Source organism: Bacillus paranthracis, assembly GCF_024296885.1.
In the GTDB taxonomy this organism is placed as follows: Bacteria; Bacillota; Bacilli; order Bacillales; family Bacillaceae_G; genus Bacillus_A; species Bacillus_A paranthracis.
Genome location: NZ_CP101135.1, coordinates 1766594 through 1778717, shown reverse-complemented (window position 1 = coordinate 1778717; position 12124 = coordinate 1766594). Strand labels below are relative to the sequence as shown.

At 34.2% G+C, this 12124-nt stretch carries 11 protein-coding genes, 1 riboswitch and 1 other annotated feature; of the genes, 4 read left to right on the top strand and 7 right to left on the bottom strand.

Going from position 1 to position 12124, the window contains the following annotated elements; genetic code table 11:
• Nucleotides 1-81: 81 nt before the first annotated feature.
• Together NLJ82_RS09090 and NLJ82_RS09085 are read right to left on the bottom strand one after the other, a co-directional pair.
• On the bottom strand, nt 82-1494 hold the full coding sequence (locus NLJ82_RS09090; protein WP_000755998.1) for an S-layer homology domain-containing protein: 1413 nt from the start codon (nt 1492-1494) through the stop codon (nt 82-84).
• Nucleotides 1495-1749: 255 nt separating this feature from the next.
• Nucleotides 1750-2994 (bottom strand): N-acetylmuramoyl-L-alanine amidase, encoded by a 1245-nt coding sequence (locus NLJ82_RS09085; RefSeq protein WP_000797228.1) that lies wholly within the window; start codon nt 2992-2994, stop codon nt 1750-1752.
• A gap of 170 nt (nt 2995-3164) precedes the next feature.
• Between NLJ82_RS09085 and NLJ82_RS09080 the strand changes: the two genes are divergently transcribed.
• On the top strand, nt 3165-3650 hold the full coding sequence (locus NLJ82_RS09080) for an 8-oxo-dGTP diphosphatase (RefSeq protein WP_000069999.1): 486 nt from the start codon (nt 3165-3167) through the stop codon (nt 3648-3650).
• A gap of 29 nt (nt 3651-3679) precedes the next feature.
• Here NLJ82_RS09080 and NLJ82_RS09075 read toward each other — a convergent pair whose 3' ends face one another.
• Genes NLJ82_RS09075 through NLJ82_RS09065 form a run of 3 tightly spaced genes read right to left on the bottom strand, consistent with a single transcriptional unit; the run spans nt 3680 to nt 6828 of the window.
• Entirely contained in the window at nt 3680-5305 is a 1626-nt protein-coding gene (locus NLJ82_RS09075; RefSeq protein ID WP_000789553.1) for a YndJ family protein, read from the bottom strand.
• 5 nt (nt 5306-5310) lie between these two features.
• Nucleotides 5311-5916 carry a DUF4166 domain-containing protein gene (locus tag NLJ82_RS09070; protein ID WP_000002637.1) on the bottom strand — a complete coding sequence of 202 codons (606 nt, stop codon included), beginning with the start codon at nt 5914-5916 and terminating at the stop codon, nt 5311-5313.
• A 3-nt stretch (nt 5917-5919) separates the two neighbouring features.
• On the bottom strand, nt 5920-6828 hold the full coding sequence (locus tag NLJ82_RS09065; protein WP_000676667.1) for a DoxX-like family protein: 909 nt from the start codon (nt 6826-6828) through the stop codon (nt 5920-5922).
• A 191-nt stretch (nt 6829-7019) separates the two neighbouring features.
• Nucleotides 7020-7206: riboswitch (Lysine riboswitch) on the top strand.
• A 199-nt stretch (nt 7207-7405) separates the two neighbouring features.
• On the opposite strand from NLJ82_RS09065, the gene NLJ82_RS09060 reads away from it, so the two are divergent.
• Nucleotides 7406-8635 (top strand): aspartate kinase, encoded by a 1230-nt coding sequence (locus NLJ82_RS09060; protein ID WP_000448044.1) that lies wholly within the window; start codon nt 7406-7408, stop codon nt 8633-8635.
• 349 nt (nt 8636-8984) lie between these two features.
• Nucleotides 8985-9440, top strand: a complete 456-nt coding sequence (locus tag NLJ82_RS09055) for a VOC family protein (protein WP_000183758.1) — start codon at nt 8985-8987, stop codon at nt 9438-9440.
• A 207-nt stretch (nt 9441-9647) separates the two neighbouring features.
• On the opposite strand, the gene NLJ82_RS09050 is transcribed toward NLJ82_RS09055, so the two are convergent.
• Nucleotides 9648-10088 (bottom strand): helix-turn-helix domain-containing protein, encoded by a 441-nt coding sequence (locus NLJ82_RS09050; protein ID WP_000051968.1) that lies wholly within the window; start codon nt 10086-10088, stop codon nt 9648-9650.
• A gap of 140 nt (nt 10089-10228) precedes the next feature.
• Nucleotides 10229-11212 (bottom strand): aspartate--ammonia ligase, encoded by a 984-nt coding sequence (gene asnA, locus NLJ82_RS09045; protein ID WP_000284910.1) that lies wholly within the window; start codon nt 11210-11212, stop codon nt 10229-10231.
• Between the two features lie 70 nt (nt 11213-11282).
• Nucleotides 11283-11541, bottom strand: a binding site (T-box leader).
• 406 nt (nt 11542-11947) lie between these two features.
• Between asnA and NLJ82_RS09040 the strand changes: the two genes are divergently transcribed.
• The gene (locus NLJ82_RS09040; RefSeq protein ID WP_000047591.1) at nt 11948-12082 is read left to right on the top strand and encodes a DUF3934 domain-containing protein; all 135 of its coding nucleotides are present in this window, start codon (nt 11948-11950) and stop codon (nt 12080-12082) included.
• Nucleotides 12083-12124 lie beyond the last annotated feature (42 nt).

Genomic DNA, 12124 nt, shown 5'->3' with positions numbered 1-12124 from the left:
AAACTCATACTGAATCTAAGAATATTACATGTTAAATATAAATAAAAAAGGTGTTTTCATAAGTGAAAACACCTTTTTTATTTATATTTTTAAGTTCTTCTTCAATGTCCAATATTTTTCTTGAGCATTTTCAAATGAAAATTCTACCCAGCCGTTTGGATCTTCACGATATACATTTACTTTCTTGCCACTTTCTAATTTTCCAACTTCATTTTGCGTAATATTTGGTACGCTCTTAATTGTATAGCTAAATGGATATGGTACTTGATAGTAAGAGCCTACTAATTGAACAGTAGCTGTTGCATCTTTTGCATAATCTTTATATGGAATCGCTTCGCCTAATGCATTTACATTTAATGTATTAGGGTTTTTTGGTAATCGTTTTACATTTTCATAGTCTTTCTTGTTAAACGGTTTAATACGTTCCATAATATTAGCGATTTTGCCAGCCCATTCTTTATCTGTTGCATACTTTTCATTCATAGCAGGTAATGTGTAGCCATGGAAATGATCAGCACCTTCTTCTAAATAATTCTTTCGTACATAATCAGCATTGTATGAAATACTTTGCGCGTAAGATGGTAAGTATTTCGCATTGGCAAATGGCTCCCAATCAAATGCTTTTAAGCCAAATAAATTATGTTTACGATATGCAATTTCTGATTTACCGTAACCAGATTCTAAAATTGCATGTGCAGCTAAGTATAATGCGCTCACACCATACTCGTTTTGCGCTTGAATAAAATCTTTACCATTCCCAACAAGTGGGCTATCTGGATGGGATTTTTTAATAAAATTATCAATCTCTTGCGCTGTTACGTTAGATGGTAATGTCACATCTAGATTAATATATGATGGTTGTTCAACAGGAACATCCTTTTTTATTTGCATCGCTTTATATAAAAGTTGTGCATAGCTTTCACGTGTTAATACACCTGATGGATCAAATCCTCCAAGTCCATTCCCTGCCGCTACACCATTAGATTGCAATGCACTAATTGCTTCCTTTGCCCACCAATATGTTGCATCTATATCATCAAATGTATGTGGTGCTTTTACTTCTAATTTAAATGCTTTTTGCAAAATAACAGACATCTCCGCACGTGTTAATGATTCTTTCGGTCTAAACGTTCCTTTATCATCACCTACGAAAATCCCCATATCTGTTAATGCTAAAATTTCCTTTGGGAACATTGTCGTTCCTGCACTAATATCAGAGTATGGATTTTTATAATCACTTTTTGCTTCTGGTTTTAATGCGCGATACATTAATGCTGCTACTTGCTCACGAGTTACAACATCTCCGAAGCCGAATTTACCATTATCGTAACCTGCAATAATCCCTTTTGACGTTAAATCATTAATTGCTTCAAGTGCCCAATGATTTTTTGGAACATCTGGAAATTCTTTTGTAGATGCAAACGAAGTTGCTGGAGCCATCACTACTTGAAGCGCGACTGTCACTGCTAACACATTAGAAATAACTTTTTTCATAAATTTTTTAACACGTTTTTTATATGCTTGTCCCGTGTTAACTTGCCTCCCTTTATCGTATAATTTTCCCTATTAAACTAACACACTCTTAAATAGTCAACAGTAAAAGTATACGTGATAAAAATCAACTAATCTACCATTATTTTATTTATAATCAACATAATACGATATATCTTTTTATTTCGATACAAAATTACATAAAATCACATAAAAAGCCCATCTCTATGTAGACGATGGACTTAGCAATCAATATTGTTATTTAGCTAAACGATATTTTTCAACATCGAAACCTTTCCACTCATAATAATCTAAAATCCCAGCATAAACTGCCTCAGCAGCAATTTGTCTTCCTGATTCAGTAGCTAATTTACCATTATCTATATCATTATCAATAAAGGCAAGCTCTGTTAAAACTGCTGGTACTGTATTATTATTTACTACATAAAGTGAGTGATTGTCTTTTATATTTCTATCTCTTGTATGTAGTGCTTCTACTACTCTATTTTGAATTTTCTTTGCTAACACTTCACTATCCTTTTCAATCTGTGTCTCTTCTCCACGCTTGGATTTTTTATAATAATACGTTTCCGTTCCATGACCATCATGATTTTCAGAAGAATTTGCATGAATGCTTACAAATATATCTGCATTGTTCTCTTGACCAAATTTCACTCGATTCGCAAGAGATTCATTTTTGTTACTTCCTGGATTTCCGTTCTCTTCACGTGTTAATAAAGCTTTTAAAGGTGTATTTTTTTCTAACAACTTCTGTAATCTTAAAGATGTATCAAATACGATTTTACTTTCCTCTACACCTTGCCCTGGATTCCCTGGATCAAATCCTCCATGACCAGGATCAATAATAACTACCTTTTCTACTAAAGGGTTACCTATTTTAAGAGAATCTGCCTTTTTTATAAATTGAGCTGCCTCTGCTTTAGTTAGAATTTTTTCGGGCTCCCATTTGTCACCAGTTCCAATAGAAATCCCTAATTCAACTAGAATGTTAGCTTTTGCTTTACCCCAACTTTTTTCTAGATCACTAAATTTAGTTGCTGGAGTACCATTTACTTTAGAATCTAATTTGTAAGCTTCTACAATAAGAGAGGCCATTGAAACTCGGTCAATTTTCCCAGTTGGATCGAATACGCCAGCTCCTTTCCCTTTTACAACGCCAGCTTTTTCTACAGCTGCGATGAATGGAGTATACCATTGGTTTTGAGAATCACCGAAAGATGGTTTAGCATTTTTATCGATTGGTAAGTTTAAGATTTGAGCCATCATTGTAGCTGCTTCTGCACGAGTGATTTCTTTTCCTGGCTCAAACATTCCTTTTTCGTTACCTGTAACTGCACCTTTCTCTACTAAATAGTAAATAGAGTCTTCTGCCCAATGTTTAGCTGGGACATCTGGAAATTTTTTCGTTTGCGCGAAACTACTAGATGAATAAGATAATATACTAGCTGCAATTACTCCTGCTGCGATTATTCTATTTTTCATAGAATATATTCCCCTCTCAAGTACGATGTATTGATGTAACAGACTAATTATAGTTCTGAAAATTAGTAATAGTCAATTGAAAATTGTATAATTTTGTATTATTATTGTATTTTTTGTCATACATAACTATAGTTAAAAACTATAAGATTTTATTAAGAGGAGAGATTCATATGAGCAACAATTGGAAAGATATAGAGCACTGTATGTATACAATGTGTATGATTCAGCGGAATAACAAAGTATTGTTAATACAGCGCCCCAATCACCTTGGCTTCCCTGGTTACATCGCTCCCGGCGGAAAAGTAGATTTTCCAGAAAGTATCGTTCAAGCTACTAAACGGGAAGTAAAAGAAGAAACTGGATTACTTGTTTCAAATTTAACTTTTAAAGGATTAGATGAATACGTAAATCCGAAAGAAAATGTTCGATATATGGTATTTAACTATTGGACAGATTCATTTGAAGGTGAACTCCTTTCGAATCCTCCTGAAGGCGAATTATTATGGGTACCAATCGATACAGCACTAAATCTTCCTATGCAAGATTGGTTTAAAGAAAGATTTCCATTATTTTTTGAAAAAGGTACGTTTGAAATTCAACGTGTTTGGGACAAAGACTTAGATAAACAAGTCGCTATGACAATTACCCATACGTAAAAAAAGCTTGGAATCTCTCCAAGCTTTTCTTACTTCTCCTCTATTTTCTTAATCTCATAATCAATTTCTAAAAACTTAACTCCAAATATCCACATTTTATGGTTAGCTTCTAACATTTGATTGGTGCCCTCTTTAATAATAAACGTCTCAGCTAACGGTAAACGGATTGTAAAGAAACGAGTATGTATATAGATCCCCTCATCTCCCTTACCATTTCTTCTCAGCTTACTAGTAATAATTAAATTATTATTATCATTGCGTAATTTTAAAATCCCCGTCATATTCGAATATGGTAAAGGCAATGCGATATTCATATATGTATCGCTCTTATATGTATACATGGAATACAAGGCTAAAAAAATAGACTCCCCTGTTTCATTTTTTCTTAGCCAAGCCCTTACATTCTCCCTTCCATCCTTCTCATCCATTATCCCTATGATAGAGCCGTGCATCGTTTCCCACTTGCCGCCCATTCCTAAATGCATTTGTCCTACACGCTTACTCATTTTCTCATAGCAAAATGCAAACGGGCGGAACCAGCGAGTCCATTTAATATGCGATTGTAATTCATACTCTGTTGTATTTTCATAAAAACGAATAATACTTACAGGAATCTTGGCCCTATCAAATATCCCACTATGGAAATCATTCATTTTATCAACTAAACCTTTGTATTCCTTGCTATCTATTACATTTCTGTTATGTAAAAATGCTTCACCAACTGTCGCCTCTCCTCTTAATCTGCTCATTGGTTTCCCGTAATATTTATAGTTCGGAACACTCTTTTCAATCATCCAGCCGACAAATGCCGGCAACGCTACTCCAATTCCATTAACAACACCGTGAATCCAAACCATTTGGGCAATTGTAATCGTCATTACATGTTTCAAATTCCCATACGAATATATAAGTGAAAACATAATTGTTACCATGAGCGTACTAGACGATATGATTAGGAGGATTTTTGCACTGATAGCATTAAATTTCGCCCGCCAAACATAAATTCCATACCCATAAATCGCACATAAATATAGGAACACTGCAAAAAATTCAAATACCCTTGAGTACGTAATTCCAATCGCAACTGTCATCGGTGAAATGACTATAATAAACATAATTGCATCATATACTTTACTGCTCTTTTCTCTCTTCCGCCCTATTAAACCAGCTGATAATGGCAATAGAAACGCCGAATAATGAAAGTGTGCAGCTGTGAGTAAAACGATGTCAGAAGTAAACTGCATAATCGAAATCTTTGCTACAGAAGCAAAAAACCAAAAACCACCTAAAAACAAATAAATAAACGCACTATCGATAGCTGTCTCTTCTAACGGTGTCCATCCTCTTTCTAGTAATCTATTTATACCAAATAACGCAACGATCCCCGTATATACAAACCAAATTATCGCAAAGATATATTGATTTGTTACGAAAGCTAACATTGCACAAATCGCTGCTATCGGATATAAAAACGATACAGATTTATAAAATAATACATACGATCCATTTCGTGCTCTTTTATCAATAATACAAAAAGACATCGGTATACATAACAAAATAGATAATAAAATAATTGCTTCAACTGGGTTTACATTTGACCACTCACATATTAGAAAAATAATATAACAAGCAAGCCCAACTATTATATTTTTCATATCATTTATTTCCTCTCCACAAATGTTCCCCTATATGAAAATAATGAACCAATTAACGGATTGCGTACTTGTACATGAATTCGAAAGCACTGTTTTGTTTCATCATAACTTTCTACAATGTTGGCCTCTCCGTATAAGAATCTAGGTAACGGGATTTTTCTTCTAAACATGTAAAACCATTGTTTCTTTGAAGAAATATGCATCGCCCCCATCTCATCAATATGAAAATTCAGTGTAGAAACAAGTATGTGTGGTTCACCAAAATAATCTACAATTTCATTTTCATCGAATTTCATTACCGCATTAAAATATCTTTTCTTATTACGAAAGTAAAAAGTACGATTCCATCGCACAAATTCATTTCCGTTTCCATCTCGCTCAGCGGTATTATGTATTGTAAATGGCACTTCCTTCCCCCGCTCAGAGAAAAACATTCGAAACTTCGATGCAATTTTTAATATCAATTTTACGAAAAAAGAACCTCCGTAAATTTCATCCATCTTTCCTTCTCCAGTAAAGCTATTTTCTTCTGTAATCTCATAACGTTTCTGTAATTTTGGATGAAGTTTTTTATAAGAATCCCCTAATAGTCTTTCATACATATTAGCCATACATTATCCCTTTCTCTTCCTCTTGCAATTTTTTGCACTTGGTAAATCAAAACTATTTATATAACCGACAATCGATACCCCCATTAGTAAAACGTTTAATGTAATTGGATTAAACGGCTCTGTAAAGCTTACGATATTCGTAAATCCTGCCACTATCGTTAAGGCTATTAACATAAAAATATGTAGTATAAATAATTTTTGTTTTGGAACTGGAAATAGCCATATGATACCAAAAATAATTTCTAACATCCCTATTACTTTAAGAATTGCAATACTATTTCCAGTTGAATCAATAATCGCAGAAAGCATCTTCATCTCTTCTGGATGACTGAAAATTATTTTTGGGAAGATCCCTTGATACATCCATACAAATGCAAATAAAAAACATACGAGCCAATATGTCATTGTTCTTCTAATTAGCAACCTAGGATGAAGCCCCTTTTCTAACCATAATTTTAAAGCATCAAAACTCCAAGCAGTCGCCCAGCCTAATAACGGCCGAAACATATAGAAATCTATTACATTCCCTATACGACCAAACCTCGTATCATAATCATATTGCGTCTCAAAATGAATGTGTTCTTTACGGGGTGTATACTTCCAATAACCACGCCCTATTTGAATAAGTGATAATTGATTTTCTGTCCAAAATTTTAAAGAAGAAATCCGTTCACCTGTTTCTTTTCTTATTTCACCTATCGATTCCCCTTCCCCAGCTATTTCAAGTCCAAATCCGATTTTTGTTTTATATAAAAATTTCTGTGGTTCTCCTTCTTTTTTCTCTAAATATGAAATTTCAGTAAAGCGGGCATCCCATTCTGTATGTATATGTGGTTCTTGCGTGTATTCCCATAATTTCTCCATTGTTGTGTTCATTTCTGTTGAAACATAAATAGGCTTTTTCCCTTTCATTCTTCCACCTCCAATGCACTATAATTTTAATGTACATGTAATAAATTTATTTTGCTACATTTTTCACAAACTCCCTCATAAAAAGATAGAATTTTTAAAATATATATAAAACACTTGATTCCTCGAAAAATTTAAATTATTATAAAACAAATGTTACCAACAACTTCATAAATCAAACACTCTCGCCTAAAACGTGAGATAGAGGTTGCGATACTTATGAGTATTCTAATGGAGACACAGAGATGTCTATGAAATTAGATGAAAGGAAGTATTGCCGAAATCGATATATTTCTCTGTATGTATCGATTGGGGCTGTTTTCGAATAGAAACAGAACTGTCATATGTACAGACGTGTACGTATGAAGAGCTATCTACAAAAAAGAGATATCATTTTTATGGTATTCCTTTTTTGGCGGTTTTTTTATTAGCTCCGTTTTCTGTTTCCCTTTTCCTGTAACAGCACCATCCTCACTTATTTGAGATGGTGTTTTTTGTTTTTCTCTGGTAACTACAGGAATATTGGGATTTATATATGTCCTAATCTATTCTTAAAAATGGATGAAAGAAGGAATTCGTAATGGAAACGATTGTACAAAAATTTGGTGGCACTTCTGTCGGAAGCGTTGAACGCATTCAACATGTAGCAAATTTAATTATTGAAGAATATGAACGAGGACATAGTATCGTCTCTGTCGTTTCAGCAATGGGGAAAAGTACAGACGAACTTGTAGCACTTGCTAACGCGATTACAGAAAATCCGAGTAAACGCGAAATGGATATGCTTCTATCAACAGGAGAGCAAGTCACTATTTCATTATTAACAATGGCATTACAAGCAAAAGGTTATAACGCGATTTCATTAACAGGATGGCAAGCTGGTATTACGACAGAATCTGTACATAATAGTGCACGGATTACTGACATTCATACAGATCGAATTCAATCTTATCTTGCTGAAGGTACGATTGTTATCGTAGCTGGCTTCCAAGGCGTTAGTGAAAACCATGAAATTACAACGCTTGGACGCGGTGGTTCTGATACAACTGCTGTTGCATTAGCTGCTGCACTGAACGCAAAAAAATGTGATATTTACACAGATGTGACTGGCGTATATACGACGGATCCACGAGTTGTAAAAGATGCTTATAAATTAGATGAAATTTCTTATGACGAAATGTTAGAACTTGCAAATCTCGGTGCTGGTGTATTACACCCACGTGCTGTTGAGTTTGCTAAAAATCATAATGTCATTTTAGAAGTTCGCTCAAGTATGGAACAAGAAAATGGAACAATTGTAAAAGGAGAATGTACCATGGAACAACAATCAATCGTTAAAGGTATTGCATTTGAAGATAATATTACACGTATCACATTGAAAGGATTGGAACAAGGCTCGCTTTCAACAGTTTTCTCTACATTAGCAGCGGCACATATTAATGTAGATATCATCATTCAAAGTATTACAAATGAAGGAACTGTTCATCTCTCCTTCTCCATCCATTCTAATGATTTAAGAGAAACATTAGAAGTATTGGAACAAAATCAAGAGGCACTTCACTATGAATCAGTAGAATATGAAAATCATTTAGCAAAAGTATCAATTGTAGGATCTGGTATGGTCTCTAATCCAGGTGTTGCTGCGAATATGTTCACTACTTTAAAAGAAGAAGATATTCATATTAAAATGGTAAGTACATCAGAAATTAAAGTGTCTGTCGTTATTGACCGCCTTCATTTAGTAACAGGTGTCGAGGCGCTGCATCAATCATTTATGGCGAAAATTGAGCCTTTAGTGCAGATGAGCTAATTTCTACTAGTAAAACTTAAAACAAATTATATGAATCTACTTCCTTCCTATATAAATAGAAAGCTATTTGCATATAGAGTAATAAGAAATGTATTTATCATTTAAATAATACACTTCATTCTATACAACGATCGGGCCCTTTAAGAGCATACAGCGTAGAAACATTTTTCGGGGAAGTCGCGGTATTGTTTGTTAACAAGATACTATATAGCACAATTAAAAATAGCTTGTCACATTTCCCTATACTGTGACAAGCTATTTTTTGTTTGGAAGGAGTTTATAACTTTTTAATAGTATAATTATGTAGATGGTTAGATCATACACTTTTACATATAAGGAGATAAAGACAATGACAAACAACAAATTACTCAGAATGGATAATGTCAGCATCGTTGTAGAATCCCTTGATCATGCAATCTCTTTCTTCGAGGAGATTGGTTTGAAACTCGAAGGGCGCGCCACTGTCGAAGGTGAATGGGCCGGTCGCGTAACCGGCCTCGGTTCTCAGTGCGTAGAGATTGCTATGATGGTAACTCCAGATGGCCATAGCCGAATTGAACTTTCGCGATTTCTTACCCCGCCCGCTATAGCAGATCACCGGGCAGCTCCTGTCAATGCCCTCGGTTATTTGCGCGTCATGTTCACCGTTGAAGACATTGACGAAATGGTATCTAGGCTTACTACTAAGCATGGTGCTCAGCTCGTTGGCGAAGTAGTTCAATACGAGAACTCTTACCGTCTCTGCTACATTCGTGGAACTGAAGGCATTTTAATCGGTTTAGCGGAAGAACTCGGTAATAAATAATTAATGTTTTATTAGAAGTCTTTACTAAAGTAAAAATATTTGAAAGAACTTTACACTTAATAAAACTTAGATTTTGAACCCCGTCCTAGCTTTAGAACGGGGTTATACTTGTTTGAGCTTTTTAACATACTATTAACATCCTAAAATTATTATAAGGCAATTTATTTTCTTGTTATACTCTTTCCTAGGAAATATAACTTACTCTTCTCACTTTTTATCATATATATCTTTTCTTTCAAAAAACGATCTGAACTCATTCAAAATAACTTTCTTCACATCCGAATAAAAAACCATCATGAATAGTGCAATTACTAATACAACCACCTGTATTTTTTCATAATCAATGAACGCACTCATAATTAGTAAACCAAATCCAATATAAAAACCAAAATCGTTCTCCTTCTCAAAATCCTCATCTTCTTCATCAATATGTATTTTTTCTTTAATGTTTTGATTCCCTTTTATTAACTCATCGAGCGTAACATTGTACATTTCGCTCAATAAAATCAAATTATCAATATCAGGACAACTTTTATCATTCTCCCACTTATATACCGCTTGCCTCGTCACACCAATCTTTTTAGCAACATCCTCTTGTGAAAATCCCTTTGACTCTCGTAATTTTTTTAACTGTTCTCCTAAGCTCATAACGTCCCCTCCTTTAACAAATTATTACATACAAGGAGATAAAAAAGAAAGAAACCATTAGTAAAACTCACTGTAAACCATTCGTTTACACAGTAAAAAAGAGAGAATAGCTCTATATTTAAGCTATTCTCTCTCTTCTATTAAAATAGATGAATGTTTTCTTTCTTGCAAGCTTCACGTAAATCGTCAGGCCATACAGAAGATTGAACTTCACCAATATGTGCTTTACGTAAGAAGTACATGCACATTCTTGATTGTCCGATACCACCACCAATTGTTAATGGTAGTACGTCTTCTAAAATACCTTTATGGAAATCGTACTCACGTTTATAGTCTTCACCTGTTTTCGTTAACTGCTCATCAAGTGATTTACTATCAACACGAATTCCCATTGATGATAATTCAAATGAAGATTGTAGTACTGGGTGCCAGAATAAAATATCACCGTTTAATTTCCAATCATCATAATCAGCTGCGCGTCCATCATGCTTTTCACCTGAACGAAGTGCATCACCAATTCCGATAATGAAGACTGCACCGTGTTCTTTTGCAATTGCATGTTCACGATCTTTCGGTGTTAATTCTGGATATTTATCTTCTAGTTCTTGAGAAGTAACGAATACAATTTCTTCTGGTAAATACTTCCCAAGGAACGGATACTTTTCAAATAAGTGGTCTTCTAAATCTTTGAATATTCCATAAATTGTTAGTACTGTTTTTTGTAAATAATCTACAGTACGCCATTCTTTTTGAACGATTTTTTCCCAATCCCATTGGTCAACGTAAATAGAATGTGTTGCATCAAGTTCTTCATCACGACGGATCGCGTTCATGTTTGTATATAAACCTTCACCAGCTTCATATCCATATTCATGGAGTGCAAATCGTTTCCACTTCGCTAGTGAGTGCACAATTTCTAATTCTTCTCCTGAGTGTAACATATCAAATTCAATTGGACGTTCTACACCGTTTAGGTGATCGTTTAATCCTGATTTTTTCGTTACGAATAATGGTGCAGATACGCGGAATAGTTCAAGTCGTTTTGCTAATTGATCCTCGAAAAATGTTTTAACTTCCTTAATTGCGATTTGAGTCTCTCTTACTGTCATTAATGATTGATACATGGTGGTTTCCTCCTAAAATGTTTGGATGTTGTGAAAAGAAGCCAACAAAAAAAGCCCTTCTTTCCCAAAAAACTGGGACGAAAGGCTTTGGTTCCGCGGTACCACCCAAATTAGCAACAGAGGTTGCTCACTTATACAATACGGAGATGAAATATCTCGATACTGTTCTTCTTGTAACGGCGAAGTTCCCGGCTAAGTCTACTTTCCTATCAAGGATTTCGGTTAGCAACTCCAGGAGGTTCTTCATAATAGGCTTCGTATCAGGCTCACACCACCCCTGACTCGCTTAGACTACGTCCTACTACTACTCGTCCTTTCATAGTCGTTTTGTTGTCACATCTCTGAAACATTTTATTAATGATTATTCTATACAAAAAATAAAGAAAGTCAACAAAAAGTTTTAAAATATTTTTCAATTCTTTATTTTACGGCTTTATTGATTGTTTCCAATATACCTTCTTTACTTCTTTTGTCTGGGCATTCCAAAAAACGTTTCACTAACAGAAACTAACATATATACAACAATTAATGTAATCGTCCGAAATATAGAATCCGCAGTATTTCGTATTATTTTCATTTTCTTTGTAATTCCTTTCAGTTTACTTGCAAATTCATGATATACTATAGCATTCAAGCAGTTTGTTTTTACTTAAAACAAACATAGTCATTTATAAAGAGTATTTTCTAAATCATTGACTATTATCAAATAAGATTTTTATATAACGGAGTGATCATATGAGTAAAACGAAAGCAAAACCGAAAAAAGGTGTAGGACAAGGTACAGGAAGTAAAGGATGGAACCGTTGGCAATCAAGCGCAAAGAAAAAGAAAGCTGCAAAACCATACAAAAGTAAAGGTACAAAGAAATAACATTTAGTTTCTTTACTTTGTACAAAACAAAATATAATTATT